The organism is Sunxiuqinia elliptica (assembly GCF_900113005.1).
Taxonomy (GTDB): Bacteria; Bacteroidota; Bacteroidia; order Bacteroidales; family Prolixibacteraceae; genus Sunxiuqinia; species Sunxiuqinia elliptica.
The window spans coordinates 648283-666190 of sequence record NZ_FONW01000001.1 but is presented as its reverse complement, the minus strand read 5'-3'; the positions used below and the strand labels follow the sequence as shown (position 1 = coordinate 666190).

The window sequence follows — 17908 nt, the reverse complement described above, 5'->3', positions numbered from 1 at the left end:
TAACACCCATACTAACAAAAAAATTCCCTAAAACGTATATCCTTAACACTATTTAACTTGACTAGCGATTCAGGTAGAAAGTCTTATAGAAATCAAGATAGGCGCCAAAATCCTTGTTTTCAAGGAGTAAGTTATAATTGTCTGGTGAGATCACAAAATTTCGGTAGTTAACTTCCATCAACGGGCCATACACTTCCTGGTTACGAACTAAGCTTCTCAAGTAACCGATTCCCGATTCCTTGTCGCTAATTCCAGCAACCTTCAAAATACCATAGTCAGCATCAAATTCACTCGACTCAATGGTCAAGTTCATACTTGCAAAACTACTGGTATTGTGTTCTTCAATGGCTGTTTTTATTTGGTTTTGATCAATTCCTGAACGAGGAACCATCAACACAAAAAATTGCTTTCCTTCCACATTGGTATTAAAAGGCCCTTGATAAACAGGCTCTGCTGAATCTACGCCAGCACCTGTTGCCTTTTCTTCAGTTGGTGTCACCGTTGGTTGGGGCTGTTCTGCCTTGTCGTTAGCAAACGCCCCACTGATGTAGTAATTTCTGAAAAACTCAACATACTCCCCAATATTACTGTCGCTAATGAGTTTTTCCAGGTTCTTATCGGAAATCAAAAAGTTCCGGTAGCTTCGGGTTTGAAGGCTTTCGTACAAGCTACGGTTAGCCACTACTTGACTGAAATAGTCCATGGCTTCCCGAATGTTCGGCATCGACTTGATCACCATCATCCGGTAATCACCAAACCTCCGCTCTTCAATTTTTAGATTTAAGCGGCTGAACTGCGAACGATTGTAACGATCAAATCCTGGTGAGAGTGTTCTCAAATCAAAATTCGGATCATTTACCGCAATCACAAAGTTCTGAGCAACCTCACTCTCCTGGGTGAAAGGCCCTTGTGTCTCGTCGGCTTTCACAACCACAAATGATCCCCGTTCTTCCAATTGTTCTTCTTCCTCACGCGCTTTAGCCAACAATTCTTCCGGCTCAGGCAATACATCTTCAGGGAAATCATTGCTAATAAAGCGGCTGTAATTTTTCACGAAATACTTCAGGTATTCCAAATAACTATTGTCGGCTACAATCTCACGGTAATTATAGGAAGAAGCAACAAAATTCACATACTGAATATCTTCTAACGTCTGAAATACTTCTCGCTGACGAATAATTGAACGGAAATAAATCAAACTCTGCTCCTTGTCTGGTAAAGCTCGAACCACAACCAGGATAACATCCTCATTCAGGTTTTCGGTTTCCATATCGAAATCCATCCGGGTGTAATGGTCAATGTTGTAGTTTGCAATATCAAATTTCAGGCGATTCAAATCTACCTCTGCACTTCGCGGGAAAGCAATTACAAAGTAATGCAACAGGTCCTCGTCGTAGGAGAATTTACCTCCAAATTCATCATTTTCAGCTAAGTTCTCAGGTAGCAACTCTTCATTCTGGATTTGGTCATTCAAATAACCAATTTCAACCAGTTTCTGATAATCAGCCAATGTACTGTCTTCAATCAATACGAGAATTTCTTTAGCCAATGGAATGGTTCCACTTTTCGGATACGTTTTGATATGCTGATTCAGCATTGTGCCAAACTGTGTCCAATCGGTTTTAACACCATCGGCAATGGTTTCAATGAAATCAATCTTGGGCAATAACAAGGTGTCAGGTTCCATCTTCCGAATCTGCTGCGTCAATGCTCCTGCGGCATCATAATTTCCTTGCTGGTAGTTATAAAAAGCCTGCTGATACAAGTTGTTAACACTATCCTTGCGAGCCTCAAGCTCAATAAAGAAATTCGGATTCAACAGGTAGCTTGCATATTTGCTATCCGGGTATTTCGAAACAATCAAGTTTTTATAATACTCGGAGCGTTCCAAGTTTCCAAGACTCTTATAAAGATCCCAGAGTTCAAAATAGGCAGAAAGCTCATAAGCACTATTGTCATAACGTTCAATCAGTTCCTCGTACTCTTTGATGGAACGCTCATAATTCTCAAAGTCAATCTTAAAGATCCGCCCCGCATTAAACAAAGCATCCCGAATACGCTGATGCGATAGCGCCAGATCTTCCTCAGTCACCGGCACATCTTGCAGATAATAGTCACGAGACATCGGATCTTCAATTCTATTTTCAGTTTCCGCTTCGGCTTCTTCGGCCTCAGCCAACTCTTCCATCTCAAACTGAGAGGCTAATTTCTTGTTGCCTCTTCGCCAGTTATCTTCCAACTTCCGGTTTCCCCATATTTGCTGAAATTCAACTTTCCCGTAAGCGACCGTCGTGGGGTTATAAAAATACCAACCACTACCTTGTTGGCGCCGGTTCAAGCCCATTCGCGACTGATTCATCCGGTAGAAGCTACGATCCATCATTTGAGCACTCTCCAACTGACGCTGACGCTCTTCTTCCTCACGAGCATCCTTTATCCATTGGGAAACCAAAGCCGTTCGTTCATCCTCACTCAAACTTGCCAAGTGTTGCAAGCTATCTTCGCGCTCAATGGTGTAAAGATTATCCGTCAATCTGGTTAAGCTATTGTATCGTTCCACAATCGAGCTGTAGTCCGGGTACGTTTCGTCAATAACCACCATCGCGCTATCGTAGTAACTTTGCGCATTCTTATATGCTTTATCCTGAAAATAGATATCTCCTAAGGTCAGGCAGGACAACGCACGCTGAAAAACGTTCACACTGCTTGCCGCAGCCGACTGAATGTAGTTATCAATGGCTCCTTCCCGATTCCCCTCAGTCATAGAAATATTTCCCAGAGCAAAATAAACCTGATCGCGATATTCGTAGTTCTTTGAGTCACGAAGCATCTTTCGCAGCTCTTTTTTCAATTTCTCAACATCTCCTTCACCCGCAAAAGCTCCTGCAGCATTGATTCGTGCATTGAAAGCCATTTCATAGGGCGGATTCATTTTAGCCACTTCCCGGAAAGTTTCTGTTGCTAACCCATTTTGCCGGGTTTCCTGGTACAACTGTGCTAAAATATATTTCAGCCGCACCTTATTTTTTTTCCAGAAGGTTTTATGAATAGCCACTTTCATATGCGGAATAGCATCCTGAAAAGCATTCTGCCGAATGTGAAAATCGGCAACAGCCAAAGCAAACTCTTCATCGTATCTTCTGGGGAAATCAGTGCTGGCATCAACACTCTGGATCAATTCCGATGCTTCATTATAACGTTCCTGGTCGGTATAAGCCCGAATTAACCAGATATAGGCTTCATATTTCGTATCTTCTTCGCTGAATTTACGCACGACATAAGACAAATTTTCGATGGCTGCCGGATAGTTTTTCATGTAGAAATAGGCTTTCCCCATCAAAATGTAGCTGTCGTCAATCCATTTGTTGTATTCCTCTTTACTGGCTAATTTCAAATAAGCTTTGCTTCTGTTTTTACGCCGACGTGGTTTCTTCGTAATCGAGTGGACTTTGATCAGCTTAGAAGCTTTCATGATCGCATATTCCATCTCCGACTGAGCAACACGAGCAGTGCTCGGATCGCTGGACTTAAACACTGGAAGCATTTTGGTAAAATCATCCTCCACCGACCGATTAATGCGCTCAACACCCGCATTTAAGCTCTCTTTCCCGTTAAAATAGACATTGTATTGAGCAGTTACATTGTGGTATGTACGCGACATACGGGTGTTTTTTTCGGTAGAACATCCACCGATAGCAACCAGAAGAAAAACAAGACCGAGGGTATGTAAAAAACTTTTGCTCAAACGAGTATCTTTTAACACTGTAGGATAAACTTATTTATTCGAATAATATTGTTTGTCAGCACATGGAAAAACCGCAAAAAAATAGCACGATTTCAGGCCTTTTTACCGGAAGCCTAATGTCAAGCTATTTTTCTTTTCAACGCTTCCTCCAAAAAGTTTACAATATTACAAAAAAGCTACTAATTTATTGGGACTTGAAGATAAAATGATTCTGCCGATCAATCAGCATTCTTTAAGCTTTTCTTTCAAAAAGAAGCAAAAAAAATCTCTGACCCGTCAACGAATCAGAGATTATCTATTTATCAATAACTTTGTCTATTTTCTGCTAACCTTCACTTTTTTGGTTGGTTCCATCTCTTTGTTTCGCAATTCAACCTGCTTGATGGTGTTAGCTGCCAATTCTAAAAAGGCCTTTCCCATCGGAGCTTGCTCATCAACAGCAGCAGGAGTTCCCGAGTCACCACTTTCGCGGATACCCTGCACTAACGGAACTTGACCGAGCAATGGGATTTCCATTTTCTCCGCCAGGTTTTTCGCTCCATCTTTACCAAAGATATAGTACTTGTTATCCGGCAGTTCTTCTGGGGTAAACCAAGCCATGTTTTCCACCAAACCTAAGACGGGAACATCCACATTCTTTCCCCGGAACATATTGACTCCTTTCACCACATCGGCTAAAGCCACATCCTGCGGTGTCGAAACAATAATGGCTCCAGTAACCGGAACCGTTTGCACCAAAGTCAAGTGAATATCACTGGTGCCTGGAGGCAGGTCGATCAACAAGTAATCGAGTTCGCCCCAATTTCCTTCGGTAATAAGCTGTTTTAACGCATTACTGGCCATAGGGCCACGCCAAACTAAAGCATCATCTCCTGAAACAAAGAAACCAATCGACAATATTTTCACCCCATGTTGTAAGACGGGCTCAATCATTTCGCGTCCATCGATTTGAACTCCATGAGGCTGAATTTGCTCAGCTCCAAACATTTTGGGGATCGAAGGACCAAAAATGTCGGCGTCAATCAGCCCCACTGAAGCTCCGGTTTTGGCCAAGCTAACCGCCAAGTTTACAGCAACAGTCGATTTTCCAACTCCTCCTTTTCCCGAAGAAACTGCAATAATATTTTTAACGCCCGGTAAAATCGGTCGTTCCATCTGATGAATGGCTTTAGGAGTGATGTTTCCCTGAATAACAACATCAGGACCAAGATCACGAACTATGGCTTCTTCACAAGCCTGAATTACCGCTCCCATATTCGGATCGTCTGAGCGCTGAAAAACCAGCGAGAAACTTACTTTTTTCCCTGCAATCCGGATTTCCTGAACCATGTCAAGATCAACGATATTCTCTTTTCCTCCCGGAAATTGTACCGAACGTAAGGCATCGGTAACATTTTTTGGAACAATTAATTTACGTGGTATATCAGCCATTTTATTTGTGTTTTTAGTGAATTCCTAATTCTTCCACCGGATCCCAAAAGACCTTCTCAAAATCAACAATCTGGTTATCTTTAACCAGAACTCCTTCGCTGGCAAGCAACTCCTCCATCACATAATTTCCAGGAAAATGATGTTTACCTGTCAGTACCCCACGGGCATTTACGACGCGATGAGCTGGCACCTGCACTTTTGCAGCACTGCAATTATTCATCGCCCAACCAACCATTCGGGCCGACCGAACTGCTCCTAAATACCGTGCGATAGCACCATAGCTAGTCACCCGTCCAACCGGAATCAGACAGGCAACTTCCCAAGCCTTTTCAAAGAAGTTATCCATTGCATTGCTTATTCTCTGGCCGATCGCCCAAAACTGCGATACGGATCTTTTTCTATCTCAACATCAGGCTCGCGCAATGGTTTATTCGGATCTAACTGAAAAGCAAGGTATTTGATCAACAAGCCTCGCTCGCGCCATTGCTTTTCGTAAAATGTTTGAATCGAAAGGACGTCGTCCAATAGTGACGAAGCATACAAGTCATCGGTTTGGGCCAAAATGTTGAGCCCATTTTCTTGCACCATCGCCAAGGTATATTGATATTGAAAGTTACTATCCGTTTTCAGATGAATGATTCCATTCGGCTTTAAGAAACGCTTATAACGTTCCATAAAGTTGGTTGAAGTCAATCGTTTGGTATGTTTTTTCATTTGCGGGTCAGGAAACGTCAACCAGATTTCATCGACTTCTCCCGCTGCAAAAAACGTATCTACAATCTCGATATTTGTCCGGATAAATCCAACGTTACGAACGCCTTTCTCATAGGCTTGCTTCGCTCCACGCCACATCCGAGCTCCCTTAATATCAACCCCTACAAAATTCCGATCCGGAAAAAACTCAGCCAAAGCAACCGAGTATTCTCCTTTACCACAGCCCAACTCCAGAATGATGGGGTCATCATTCTTAAAAAAATTTGAAGACCATTTCCCTTTCAACTCATGATCATGATGATCATGCTTATTGTAAGGAGCTTGAATAACATGATCAAAGGTGGCCATTTCAGCAAACTTGGCCAGTTTATTTTTTCCCACTTTTACTATTCGTTATATTTTTCAATCCGTAATCCAACATCATGAATTCCTTTCAGCTTTTGGGCACGCATCCCCTGACGAATACGAAATTCGTAAGCTCCAGCCTGCTCAAACTGAACATTCTTTCGATAGATAAATTGACTATCAAACAGGTCACCAATACCGCTTCCCCGCCATTTGCCTGATTTCTCGGCCAATATGTATTCCACGGTGTCGGTTAACAATTTTCCATCAGGCTGCTCAACTTCTAAAAACAACCAGATGTTACTATTCGGGTAATCTCCCTGATTTCGAATGTTGATATACAGGTTATATGCATCACTTCCAGGCTCCATTTCAACCTGAAACCGTGCCAAGGAATCTTTATGCCAACCTTCAGGATCAATCGCCTGATAATCTTCATAAACTCTGTTTGTATCGCATGCTACCAACAGCAACATGCCTACAATGCCAACCAATAGAATTCTCATTTTTTATCATTATTCCGTGGACGGTTCGAAGATTTTTTCTTCGAAAAACGCTTCTTCTTACGCTGCCGTGTCTTAGGTTCGTCAAAACGTGTTAAACTTTCCTGAGCAATCACATCTTTGAACCCTTTCACTTGCTTTCCGGAATTGGTCGCTTGAGCCGTCCGATCCGCAATCTTCTCAACCTTTTTCCCTCGCTTGTTCAAACGAATAATTTCCTTTGCCCGCTCAACTGATATCGCCACGGGTGCTGAAGGTGAATCGCCGTTGGAAGCATAATATAAGGTACGGTTAAAAATATCTGCTTTCTGAAAGAAGAATCGTCCTTCTGCAGTATCCAAAGGCACATTTGCTGGAGGAAAATCTTTCTGGGCATCAATATAGGCGTCCACTTCAAAATTAAGGCAACACTTCAATTTTCCGCATTGTCCCGCCAATTTTTGTGGATTTAATGAAATCTCCTGGTAGCGTGCTGCATTGGTCGTTACCGACACAAAATTGCTAATCCAGGTAGCACAGCACAACTCGCGTCCACAAGGGCCAATTCCACCGATGCGGCCAGCCTCTTGCCGTGCTCCAATTTGCTTCATTTCAATGCGAATTCGGAAAGTCTCTGCCAACACTTTAATGAGCTGCCGAAAGTCGACCCGCTCATCAGCAATGTAGTAGAAAATAGCCTTAGTCCGATCACCTTGGTACTCAACATCTCCAATCTTCATATTGAGTTTCAGGTCTGCCGCAATTTTCCGCGACTCGATCATCGTATTGTGTTCCAAACTCATGGCCTCACGCCACTTGTCAATATCAACCGACTTTGCTTTACGGTACACTTTCCGAAGCTCACCGTTCACCAAGGTCACCTTATGCTTTTTCATTTGGTGTTTTACCAAAGCACCGGTCAGGGTCACAATTCCAATATCGTGTCCCGGACTCGCTTCAACGGCAACAATATCACCAGCCTTAAGCTTTAAGTTATTGACATTTCTATAATAATCTTTTCGGGTATTTTTAAATCGAACTTCAATGATGTCATCTTCAGAAGACTTATTCACCACATCATCCAGCCAGTCATAAACCTCTAGTTTAGAACAAGTCCCCGCCGCCTTTCTACAACAGCCTCGCTCGATTGATAGTTGATCATCCATAATTTCAGAATTAGTTCCGGATGAGTAAGATCCGGTCTTCGCCTTTCTGGCTTTTAGTTACAAAAATAATTAATAATGCTGACAAACAAAGAAGTACCATCATATGAGAAAAAATTTATAAAACATGAACCCGCAAAAAATTAGCAGTAAGATTAATAGAAAAAATACGGCAATTCTCAACGAAATAATCTAACTTAGATATGCTTTGTTTATAATGTTGTATGAGAAGTGAAAAAGAATATCAAGAACAAATCAGACAATTAGAAGCCCAGATAAAGGATTTATCCAACCAGTTGGCGCTTCAAAAAGACAATTTATCCTCACCTCTCCATTTTTATCAAACTATTTTTGACGAAGCTCCATTTGGGTGTGCGATCAATGAAATCATTTACGATGAACAGGGTCATCCCGTTGATTTTAAAATACTGGACTTCAACCAAGCTTTTGAGCATGCTGCCAAGGTTAAAAAAGAGAAGCTCGAGGGGCAAAAAGCCAGCCAGGTATTACCCCAGATCGATGAAAAGTGGCTTGACAAATTTGCCTTGGTCATCCAATCAGGCAAGCGAAAACACTACACAAAATTTTCATTGGACGGTAAGAAGTTTTTTGATATCGAAATTCATTCCCCTCAACAAAAAATATTCATCCTATCCTTAGTGAGCGAGCAAAAAAAAACCCGCCAAATCATGGGGCCTGTACGCTTTTACGAACGGTTAATGGACCACCTACACGAAGGAATTTGGGTAACCAACGAGGATGATGTGATTTTTTTCACCAATAGTGGAATCACACTAAACACAGGTAGTCAAAAAGACAGCTTACTGGGTAAAAACATTCATGATTTTCAGAAAAAAAACTTAGGCGATTTTCTGAAAGACTACCTCGCAGCAAAACGTACGCTCGAACCCCGACAGTACGAAACCCACCTTCAAACCTTAAGTGGCGAGGATGCTTTCCTGGCAGGGTGGCTGGTTCCACTCATTAAAAATCACCGCTTTGACGGCATGATTTGCACCACCCGAAATATCACGGAAGAAAAACAAAGCCGCCAACGAATTCGGGAAAACGAAGAAAAACTTCGCAACATCATAGAGCACAGCTCCAATGTTTTTTATTCGCATACTCCAGACAACCTGCTAACCTATGTTAGTCCTCAAATGGAAAACCTGCTGGGATACACGTCGGAAGAAGCAAAAATAAGCTGGACCGTTCTCACCTCAGACAATCCAATCAACAAAAAAGGAATTGAATCAACCATCAAAGCCATTGAAACTGGCCAGGTGCAGCAGCCTTATGAACTTGAGCTAGTGCATAAGAATGGGAAGCACGTATGGGTTGAAGTACGCGAAGCTCCTGTGGTAACCAATGGAACCACCACCTCCATTGTTGGTGCCTTGATTGACATTACCGAGCAAAAAGAAATAGCCCAACAACTAACAGAGAATCAACGAGGACTCCGAAATCTCATTGATGAATCTCCCATTCCAATTGCAATTAACAGTTTAGAGGGCGATATTGAATACCTCAACCAAGAGTTTGTAAATACCTTTGGCTACACCAATGATGAAATACCTCACATAGAAGACTGGTTTAGAATAGCTTACCCAAGTTCCACTTATCGTCAGCAGATTAAAAAACGCTGGTTCCAAGAGGTTGAAAGAAGCCAACAAGACGGTCATAAACGCACCCCTTTTGAAGCCCGAATAACCTGCAAGGATGGCACACCTCTTTTTGTTCAAATTGTGTGGAGCGAAATTGGAGAAAAGCTCGTATTGATCTTCCATAACCTAACCGAACACAAAGAACTGGAAGACAAAATCATGCAGAAAAATGATGAGCTTCAAAATGCCATGAATGAACTGCAAAAAGCCAACCAGGAACTTCAAATTGCCACCCAAAAAGCACGCGAAAGTGACCAACTGAAATCGGCATTCCTGGCCAATATGTCTCACGAAATCCGAACGCCTATGAACAGTATTATTGGGTTTTCGAGTTTACTGGCTCAACCGGCAATTTCAGAAGAAAAACGGATGCAATACACAGAGTTCATTCAAAAATCGGGGACGCACCTCCTTCGAATCATTGATGACATCATCGACATTGCCAAAATTGAATCGAACCAATTGAAAATTGAGAAAAGCTATTTTTCAGTCGTCCCTTTTCTTCAAAATACACTCGACTACCACCTGCAAAGCGCTTTATTGAGTTTCAAACCTCATTTAAAGCTTCTTTTACATCACGAGCTAGTCACCAAACCGATCATTATTTTCACGGATCCGATTCGACTTAAACAGGTGTTTGACAACTTATTAACCAACTCCATAAAAAATACGGATGACGGACAAATCGAATTTGGAGTTCATCAACTGGATGAGCATGAGATCACCTTCTTTGTTTCAGACACCGGGGTGGGCATTCCTGAGAAGTATAAGCAATCGATCTTCAAGCGCTTTACCCAAATTGAATCCCAAACCGTGAAACACGGTACCGGACTTGGCTTAAGCATTATACAAGGAATTACCAATTTGCTGGACGGTAAAATCTGGTTTGATTCGAAGGAAAATATTGGGACAACCTTCTACGTTCAATTTCCCATTCTCCCCAAAGAGCATTAACACAACCTTTTCCGAACAAGTAGCCTTTACTTGCGAATAAGCTTGACAATTTTCAGTGCCATATCGGTGAAAATGATCCTTGGATTTCCATTCATAGCAATATGCCGGTGAGCCAACTCCAATTCCTTACTCATTGAAATAATATTCCGTTCGTTGATAAAGGGAGAGAAGCGAGAAGAAAAGGCTTGTTCTTCCTCATGCATGTACACCAGCTCCGGATTCTTCATGTTGAAAATAAAATTCTCCCGGATCAGTCCCATTGCATATTGAAGCAGAATCTTTTGACGTTCGCGACCAATACTCGACACATCATCAATCCATTGAAACAAATCCATAAATTTTCGTCCATACGCAAAACGCATGAGTTCTTTAAAGCGCTCCAGATTATACCGCGTACTTTCATTCAAGTTTAACAAATTCATAGCCTGTCGGTAATTCCCACGACTCAAATGTACCAGGTTATCAATATCCCTCCCTGCTACACCTTCCAACTTCTGGATGGCTGTTTTCATCGGTTCCGACTGAATTCCCGGAATCTTTACCAGCTGACAACGCGAACGGATCGTTGTGATAATTTCTTCTTCACTTTCGGTCACCAACAAAAACAAGGTTTTCATGGGCGGTTCCTCAATCATTTTCAGCAGTTTATTGGAACAGGAAACGTGCATCTTTTCAGGCATCCAGATGATCATTACCTTGTACTCGCCTTCAAATGACTTCAAGTTTAGCTTACGAATAATCTCCTCACTTTCATGCGAATAAATCAAGCCTTGAGCATTCTCAACTCCAATAAAACTGAACCAGTCATCCAGGTTGAAATAGGCATTTTCGCCAATCAGCTTACGCCATTCTGCCAAAAAATTATCACTAACCGGTTCTTTAAACTTCGGCGTTTTTACCACCGGAAACACAAAATGAAGATCGGGATGAATGAGCTTGGCATACTTTTTACAAGACGAACATTGGCCACAAGAATCGCCATCCTGTTTATCTTTACACGACACATATTGCGCATAAGCCAAGGCCAAAGCCAACTTTCCAGATCCCTCGGGACCAGCAAACAATTGCGCATGACTGATGCGTTCTTCTTTAACCGATTGAATCAATCTTTTTTTAGTGGCTTCCTGCCCAATTACATCCTGAAAAAACATAGGCTAAATTTGTGAAAACAAAAATAATAAAACCAAATTCGTTTACGCCCTCTTTTGCTGGAACTTTATAAACATCCGCTGTTTTAGGCTTGTTACTAGCTAGTTTACCTCTGCATTAATAATTGTTGATTAAAATAGTCAAACTGAGTGAAAAATGATCTTTTTGCTATCTTTGAGTTCCATTTTTAAGAAACTAAAAAGATACATATTATGCAGACTATTGAAACCTACGATTTCAAAGGGAAGAAAGCATTGATCCGTGTTGATTTCAATGTCCCTTTAAACGAAAATTTTGAAATCACCGACGATACTCGTATGCGTGCTGCCTTACCAACCATTAAGAAAGTGATTGAAAAAGGCGGTTCTCCAATCATCATGTCTCACCTTGGCCGTCCGAAAAACGGACCAGAAGATAAATTCTCACTGAAGCACCTTGTTAAGCACTTGTCTGACTTGTTGGACGGAGCAACTGTTAAGATTGCACCAGACTGCATTGGTGACGAAGCAAAAGCAATGGCTGATGCGCTTCAACCAGGCGAAGTTTTGATTCTGGAAAACCTACGTTTCTACAAAGAAGAAACAGGTGGTGACGAAGAGTTTGCTGGCAAGCTTGCACAAAACGGCGACTGCTGGATCAATGATGCTTTTGGAACAGCTCACCGCGCACACGCTTCAACCGCTGTTATCGCTAAATTCTTCCCGAACGACAAAATGTTTGGATACGTTATTGGTGGCGAATTGGAAAGCCTTGATAAAGTTTTGGCTAGCCCAACACGTCCGATGACTGCGATTATGGGTGGAGCAAAAGTATCTTCAAAAATCACCATTATTGAAAACCTGTTGGACAAAGTGGACAACCTGATTTTAGGTGGCGGTATGACTTACACCTTTGTTAAAGCAAACGGTGGTAAAGTTGGAAGCTCAATCTGCGAAGATGACTTCATCGAAACAGCGATGACTATTCAGAAAAAAGCAGCCGAAAAAGGCGTGAAACTTTATATCGCGACTGACGTTATTGCTGCTGATGGTTTCAAAGCTGATGCTAACACCAAACTGGCTCCTGCTAACGACATTCCTGAAGGATGGGAAGGATTGGATGCTGGTCCTGAAAGTATCGCTGTATTTAAAGAGGTAATTGAAAACTCAGGCACCATCCTTTGGAACGGTCCTGTTGGCGTTTTCGAATTCGACCAATTTGCCGTTGGTTCTCGCGCTGTTGCTGATGCCATTGCTGCTGCTACGAAAAAAGGTGCTTTCTCATTGATCGGAGGAGGAGACTCAGTAGCTTGTATCAACAAATTTGGCTTGGCTGACGAAGTTTCTTACATATCAACTGCTGGTGGTGCATTACTTGAGTACCTTGAAGGAAAAACATTGCCAGGTGTTGCAGCTGTGCGCGGCGAATAAAACCAAGGTCTGTAGAAACAAACGACATCGCTCGATAAAAAAGCCCGGAGACATTTCTCCGGGCTTTTTTATTTCCCGGCATCCCCTTCTCAAACTGAACATTAAGGCTTGTTGGCGGTTATTGGAATGTATCAAAACAAAAAGAAAAATTCATGGAACTGAAGATTGAACGACTGCCTTTTGGGGCACGACCCGATAAATACATGCCAGACCTGGAGCTTTATAAGTACCTGCAAGAAGAAGGTGTACGCAAGATGGTTAGCGATCATTACGATTTACTGGCGCAAAGCTCCATCAAACATCTTTTCCCATCGAACCCCGTTGGGTTGGATGCAGCCAAAGAACGTTCAGCAGATTTTTTTGTGCAGCGACTAGGTGGCCCCGACTACTACAAACAGCACCGTGGGCATCCCATGTTAGTCAGACGGCACCTCCCATTTAAGATTGATGAGGACGCACGAATTGTCTGGCTGGAATGCTACCGTGACGTTCTGCTGAAACTAGACGCTCCGGAGCATTTAATTATGGCTTTCTGGCGTTTTTTACACGATTTTTCCAATTGGATGGTCAACACTTCCGACAATCCCTATCCGGTTATTGGAGTCAGGAAATAGGCACCAAACGTGCTTTTGCTTAAACGTTAATTCAGAACAAAGAAATAATTAAAAGCCGCTGAATAACCTTACTATCAGCGGCTTTTTGATTGTCTTGTGCTAATTTTTTATTCCGCTTGCATCTTAGCCTCCCCCTCTTCAATCAAACGGTATAGCTTTTCCAAACTCTTTGGGTTTTCCAGCTCCGTTTGTTTCTTCTTATCTCTATATGCCAACACATCATCATACATTTTTTTATACGATTGGTTGATGGAGCCAAATACATCATTTGGAATTTTTCCTCCCAGTTTGAATGACACCACAATAGCTTCCATCGATCCCAAAGCGTAACGCGAATTCTGGTTTAATTTTGAAATAAACACCAAAATATCAGCATCTTCAAAATGCGGGCTAAACAGTTCAATGGTAGAGCGAAAGGCATTAACTTCCTTTTCGAAAACCAAAGTATATTGTTCCAGCCAGCTAATATTTTCCTGGACCACCTCTTTAATCCGTTGTTCTGATAAACCAACAGCTTCCCGTTCTGACTCCTTCATTTGCCAAATACGCTCCAGCTGCTGATAGCTTCCGAAAGCCACCTGATTAAACTTCACCAGAGTACTTCCTCCAATCTCCATTAACTCATTTACCGCTGTCAATGTCAACCGTGTTAGATGATTAATTTTCCCTCGATTACGAAGCTTTAAAACCACCGGAATCAGGATAACAATTAAAAGAAGATCTAAAACAAAGAAGACCCCATTGCCAATTAAGTCACTTGCTTGCATGTTTTTAACTTTAAAGGTTATTCCATCACCTCATCCTAAACAACTAAGATAAAACTACAAACAATACCCTTATCATAAAATAATTGTACCCAGTTATTTAATAACCCATAAACATGCACCCAAATCCCTATCTTTGCAAATACAAAACCTCAATAGGATGAAAAAATCAGAACACGCGTTACAACTGTTTGGTACATTTAACTGCTCTCAAGCGGTTTTCTCAAGTTTTGCCGACGAACTTGGTATTGACCAAGCAACTGCTCTAAAACTGGCTAGCGGATTTGGTGGCGGCATGGCCTGTGGCGAAACCTGTGGCGCAGTTACTGCCTCTTACCTTGTTATTGGCATGCGTCATGGACACACAACCGGAGATGTTAATGCCAAAAGCGCAACCAAGCAGTTGATCCGACAGTTCAATGCAGACTTCGAAAAAGAGCATGGCGCATTGATTTGCAAAAAGCTATTGGGCTATGATCTATCTATTCCGGAAGAACAGGAGCAAGCCCGCGAGAACCAGGTTTTTGATCACATCTGCCCCAAGCTCATTCAAACCGCTTGCACCATTCTTGAAAAAGACAAAAAATAGTAGCCCAACAAATTTGGCATTACACGTTGTTTGCTGACTGATCCCATCAGTAATCAAATGCTTATTCAAAACCACCTGAAACAGCAATCTTCTGCCCCGTAAGCCATGATGCTTCTTCAGAAGCCAGGAAAACGGCAAGCGAAGCAATATCGCGGGGTTCGCCAATGCGCCCCAAGGGCGTGTTCGCTACAACGAAGTTCTCCATCTCAGTTCCTCGGATTTGGTTTCCCGAGGTCTGTGTTGGCCCTGGCAAAATTGAGTTGATCCGAATCTTCAGGGCACCAAGTTCTTTGGCCAAGGTCCGCGTAATTGAATCGACTGCACTCTTGGTTGCCGAATAAACCACTGTTCTTGGCGTTGGCATAACGCTTGCGACCGAGCTAATATTAACGATATTTCCCCCTAGCTCGGGAGAGAAATGCTTCATGGCTTCCTGAATCGTTAATACAACACTTAAAACATTGTGATCAAACTGGCGCTGGAAAATTTCTTCCGTAACCTGTTCAATCGGTTCAAATGTATAAACCCCGGCATTATTTATTAGAATATCGAGCTTCCCGAATTCTTCAATTGTTTTCTCAAAGAGTTTCTTAACCTCCAAGGACTTGGTAACATCAGCCTGAACAGCGATTGCAGTCCCGCCATTCTTAACGATATCAGCAACGACAGCATGACCTCCTTCTTGGTCAGTAAAATAGTTGACAATAACATTTGCCCCTGCATTTGCCAATGACCTGGCAATTTCGGCACCAATACCTTTTGAGGCTCCTGTTACAAGAGCCACTTTCCCGTTTAACTTCTTCATTTGTCTAATTTTAAGTTCACTCCAAAACTAGACAGTCGTTTTCGTTGAAATTTTGCCAAATAGCAAAAAATCAACTTTTCGCCCGAATTCGGCTTAAGGTGTATTGGGTAATGCCTAAGTATTGTGCAATGTTATTTTGAGGCACGTATTGAATCACCGTAGGCTGTTTTTGAGCCAGCTTACGATACCTGGTTTCCGCATCATCATTCAGCATCTCTGTTTTCAGTTTATGCTTTTCAATCAACGCTTTTTCCTTCAGTAAACTGATAATCTTCGAGAAGTTTTGCACCTCTGTTTCAAGCTGGTTAAAAGCTTCCCGACTGATTGTGATGACAACACATGGCGTAATGGCCTCAATGTATTCTTCTGAAGGAACTTGGTTTGTAAAGCTTTCTAAAGCTACGGCAAAATGCCCTTCGCTGATAAAATAAGGGATAAATTCATCACCGGCTGAGCTGGTTCGTACCACCTTAAAGATGCCATCTACTACAAACCCCATTTTCCGGCACACATACCCTTCTTCAACATACTTCGTCTTCTTTTTAATATTCTCTTTTTTAACAAGTTCTTTAATCCGATTTTTTTCGTCCTCAGAAATAGGAAGTATTGCTTCAAAAAGATCAATCAGCTTGTCCATAGTTATAACGATTAGATGTGCCTCCCGGAAAACTCAGATTCCATTCAAGGGAAGGATCAAACAACAACCAAACAGCCAGTTAAAATAGTGATAAAAATTTAGTTCTAACTTCCCGTCCTTGCTCCTTCTTTCTCAGTTTCAAAAAATTGTTAGCAAAAACAGTTGGTTGATCATTCGAAAAACGCTTCTTGCCAAATAACATTACTTTTGTGCTTTCAAAAAAAAATCAAAACAATGGGAAACAAAACCGATCGGATTATAGGAACTCCGTTTTCAGCAACAGCAACCAAAGCGTTGATGCTTGGTTCGGGCGAGTTGGGTAAAGAAGTCGTTATTGAATTTCAGCGCTACGGTCTGGAAGTAATTGCCGTAGACAGCTACGAAAATGCGCCGGCCATGCAGGTAGCCGACCGCTCGTATGTGGCCTCCATGCTGGATGGAGAAAAGCTGGCTGAAATTATTCGCAGCGAAAAACCCGATTTCATCATTCCTGAAGTTGAAGCCATTGCCACTGACACCTTGATCGAACTGGAAAAAGAAGGTTTCAACGTTATTCCTACAGCCAATGCAACCAAGCTGACCATGAACCGGGAGGGAATCCGGACGCTGGCAGCAGAAAAGCTGGGACTTTCAACTTCGCCTTACCGTTTTGCCGGAAGCAAAGAAGAGTTTGATGCCGCCATTGAAGCCATTGGTTTTCCTTGCGTGGTGAAGCCCATCATGAGCTCATCGGGCAAAGGACAAAGCGTGGTTAAAAGCGCCGATGATATTGACCATGCCTGGCGCTACGCCCTGGAAGGAGGCCGTGGAAAAAGCGACCGGGTGATTGTCGAAGGTTTTGTTGATTTCGATTATGAAATTACCCTGTTAACCATTAGCCATGTTGATGGCGTATCGTTTTGCGAACCCATTGGACACCGCCAGGAAGGAGGCGACTACCAAGAATCATGGCAACCACAAGCCATGTCTGAAAAAGCCTTAGCTGAAGCACAGCGCATCGCCAAAGCTGTCGTGGAAGCCTTGGGTGGCTATGGCTTGTTTGGCGTTGAATTCTTTATTAAGAATGACCAAGTCTATTTCAGCGAATTGTCGCCTCGCCCACACGACACCGGCATGGTGACCATGATTTCGCAGGACTTAAGTGAATTTGCCCTGCATGTAAGAGCCGTGCTTGGCCTTCCTATTCCAAACATCCATTTTCATGGCCCAGCTGCTAGCAGTGTCATCATGGTGAAAGGAGAATCAACTCAAGTGGCTTTTGGCAACCTGGGGGAAGTCCTCAAAGAAACTAACACGCAGGTACGTCTCTTCGGAAAGCCCGGAGTGAATGGCGAGCGCCGTATGGGAGTTTGCCTGGCCCGTGCCAACTCTGTTGACGAAGCCCGCGATAAAGCCAATCGCGCCAGTTCTTCTGTCGTTGTGAAATTGTAAATCGTCTTTTTA

Annotated in this window: 15 protein-coding genes; 5 read left to right on the top strand and 10 right to left on the bottom strand. The window is 42.5% G+C overall.

All coding sequences use genetic code 11. The features are described 5' to 3' along the window. Positions 1 to 61: 61 nt before the first annotated feature. From porW to BM156_RS02690, 6 genes are all read right to left on the bottom strand, one after another. The gene (porW, locus tag BM156_RS02715) at positions 62 to 3763 is read right to left on the bottom strand and encodes a type IX secretion system periplasmic lipoprotein PorW/SprE (RefSeq protein WP_449651174.1); all 3702 of its coding nucleotides are present in this window, start codon (positions 3761 to 3763) and stop codon (positions 62 to 64) included. A 297-nt stretch (positions 3764 to 4060) separates the two neighbouring features. After that, complete coding sequence (locus BM156_RS02710; RefSeq protein WP_093918279.1) at positions 4061 to 5176, bottom strand: Mrp/NBP35 family ATP-binding protein; 1116 nt, start codon at positions 5174 to 5176, stop codon at positions 4061 to 4063. 13 nt (positions 5177 to 5189) lie between these two features. Next, a complete protein-coding gene (locus tag BM156_RS02705) occupies positions 5190 to 5522 on the bottom strand; it encodes an MGMT family protein (RefSeq protein ID WP_093918278.1) in 333 nt (110 codons plus the stop codon). An 8-nt stretch (positions 5523 to 5530) separates the two neighbouring features. Then, entirely contained in the window at positions 5531 to 6271 is a 741-nt protein-coding gene (gene trmB, locus BM156_RS02700; protein ID WP_093918277.1) for a tRNA (guanosine(46)-N7)-methyltransferase TrmB, read from the bottom strand. 5 nt (positions 6272 to 6276) lie between these two features. Beyond that, the gene (locus BM156_RS02695) at positions 6277 to 6741 is read right to left on the bottom strand and encodes a gliding motility lipoprotein GldH (RefSeq protein WP_093918276.1); all 465 of its coding nucleotides are present in this window, start codon (positions 6739 to 6741) and stop codon (positions 6277 to 6279) included. Then, positions 6738 to 7883 carry a PSP1 domain-containing protein gene (locus tag BM156_RS02690; protein WP_093918275.1) on the bottom strand — a complete coding sequence of 382 codons (1146 nt, stop codon included), beginning with the start codon at positions 7881 to 7883 and terminating at the stop codon, positions 6738 to 6740. The genes BM156_RS02695 and BM156_RS02690 overlap by 4 nt, the downstream gene beginning before the upstream one ends. Before the next feature lie 221 nt (positions 7884 to 8104). On the opposite strand from BM156_RS02690, the gene BM156_RS02685 reads away from it, so the two are divergent. Further along, on the top strand, positions 8105 to 10498 hold the full coding sequence (locus tag BM156_RS02685; protein WP_093918274.1) for a sensor histidine kinase: 2394 nt from the start codon (positions 8105 to 8107) through the stop codon (positions 10496 to 10498). Between the two features lie 26 nt (positions 10499 to 10524). On the opposite strand, the gene BM156_RS02680 is transcribed toward BM156_RS02685, so the two are convergent. After that, on the bottom strand, positions 10525 to 11649 hold the full coding sequence (locus tag BM156_RS02680; protein WP_093918273.1) for a DNA polymerase III subunit: 1125 nt from the start codon (positions 11647 to 11649) through the stop codon (positions 10525 to 10527). A 210-nt stretch (positions 11650 to 11859) separates the two neighbouring features. Between BM156_RS02680 and BM156_RS02675 the strand changes: the two genes are divergently transcribed. Together BM156_RS02675 and BM156_RS02670 are read left to right on the top strand one after the other, a co-directional pair. Continuing rightward, positions 11860 to 13056: a phosphoglycerate kinase gene (locus BM156_RS02675; protein WP_093918272.1), complete on the top strand. Its 1197-nt coding sequence runs from the start codon at positions 11860 to 11862 to the stop codon at positions 13054 to 13056. Positions 13057 to 13208: 152 nt separating this feature from the next. Beyond that, positions 13209 to 13670, top strand: a complete 462-nt coding sequence (locus BM156_RS02670) for a globin domain-containing protein (RefSeq protein WP_093918271.1) — start codon at positions 13209 to 13211, stop codon at positions 13668 to 13670. A gap of 107 nt (positions 13671 to 13777) precedes the next feature. Here BM156_RS02670 and BM156_RS02665 read toward each other — a convergent pair whose 3' ends face one another. Then, positions 13778 to 14437 (bottom strand): hypothetical protein, encoded by a 660-nt coding sequence (locus tag BM156_RS02665; protein WP_093918270.1) that lies wholly within the window; start codon positions 14435 to 14437, stop codon positions 13778 to 13780. A 157-nt stretch (positions 14438 to 14594) separates the two neighbouring features. On the opposite strand from BM156_RS02665, the gene BM156_RS02660 reads away from it, so the two are divergent. Then, positions 14595 to 15023, top strand: coding sequence for a C-GCAxxG-C-C family protein (locus BM156_RS02660; RefSeq protein ID WP_093918269.1), 429 nt, complete (start codon positions 14595 to 14597; stop codon positions 15021 to 15023). A gap of 61 nt (positions 15024 to 15084) precedes the next feature. Here the strand turns inward: BM156_RS02660 and BM156_RS02655 are convergent, their stop codons facing one another. Both BM156_RS02655 and BM156_RS02650 read right to left on the bottom strand, forming a co-directional pair. Then, positions 15085 to 15828 carry an SDR family NAD(P)-dependent oxidoreductase gene (locus BM156_RS02655; protein ID WP_093918268.1) on the bottom strand — a complete coding sequence of 248 codons (744 nt, stop codon included), beginning with the start codon at positions 15826 to 15828 and terminating at the stop codon, positions 15085 to 15087. Between the two features lie 70 nt (positions 15829 to 15898). Beyond that, on the bottom strand, positions 15899 to 16465 hold the full coding sequence (locus BM156_RS02650) for a Crp/Fnr family transcriptional regulator (protein WP_093918267.1): 567 nt from the start codon (positions 16463 to 16465) through the stop codon (positions 15899 to 15901). A gap of 234 nt (positions 16466 to 16699) precedes the next feature. Between BM156_RS02650 and purT the strand changes: the two genes are divergently transcribed. Then, on the top strand, positions 16700 to 17896 hold the full coding sequence (gene purT, locus BM156_RS02645) for a formate-dependent phosphoribosylglycinamide formyltransferase (RefSeq protein ID WP_093918266.1): 1197 nt from the start codon (positions 16700 to 16702) through the stop codon (positions 17894 to 17896). Positions 17897 to 17908 lie beyond the last annotated feature (12 nt).

Excerpts from the sequence above, each read along its gene's own strand:
- BM156_RS02710 (WP_093918279.1), bottom strand. The coding sequence starts at position 5,176 with ATGGCTGATATACCACGTAAATTAATTGTTCCAAAAAATGTTACCGAT.
- BM156_RS02705 (WP_093918278.1), bottom strand. The coding sequence starts at position 5,522 with ATGGATAACTTCTTTGAAAAGGCTTGGGAAGTTGCCTGTCTGATTCCG.
- BM156_RS02695 (WP_093918276.1), bottom strand. The coding sequence starts at position 6,741 with ATGAGAATTCTATTGGTTGGCATTGTAGGCATGTTGCTGTTGGTAGCA.
- BM156_RS02690 (WP_093918275.1), bottom strand. The coding sequence starts at position 7,883 with ATGGATGATCAACTATCAATCGAGCGAGGCTGTTGTAGAAAGGCGGCG.
- BM156_RS02685 (WP_093918274.1), top strand. The coding sequence starts at position 8,105 with ATGAGAAGTGAAAAAGAATATCAAGAACAAATCAGACAATTAGAAGCC.
- BM156_RS02680 (WP_093918273.1), bottom strand. The coding sequence starts at position 11,649 with ATGTTTTTTCAGGATGTAATTGGGCAGGAAGCCACTAAAAAAAGATTG.
- BM156_RS02675 (WP_093918272.1), top strand. The coding sequence starts at position 11,860 with ATGCAGACTATTGAAACCTACGATTTCAAAGGGAAGAAAGCATTGATC.
- BM156_RS02670 (WP_093918271.1), top strand. The coding sequence starts at position 13,209 with ATGGAACTGAAGATTGAACGACTGCCTTTTGGGGCACGACCCGATAAA.
- BM156_RS02665 (WP_093918270.1), bottom strand. The coding sequence starts at position 14,437 with ATGCAAGCAAGTGACTTAATTGGCAATGGGGTCTTCTTTGTTTTAGAT.
- BM156_RS02660 (WP_093918269.1), top strand. The coding sequence starts at position 14,595 with ATGAAAAAATCAGAACACGCGTTACAACTGTTTGGTACATTTAACTGC.
- BM156_RS02655 (WP_093918268.1), bottom strand. The coding sequence starts at position 15,828 with ATGAAGAAGTTAAACGGGAAAGTGGCTCTTGTAACAGGAGCCTCAAAA.
- BM156_RS02650 (WP_093918267.1), bottom strand. The coding sequence starts at position 16,465 with ATGGACAAGCTGATTGATCTTTTTGAAGCAATACTTCCTATTTCTGAG.
- purT (WP_093918266.1), top strand. The coding sequence starts at position 16,700 with ATGGGAAACAAAACCGATCGGATTATAGGAACTCCGTTTTCAGCAACA.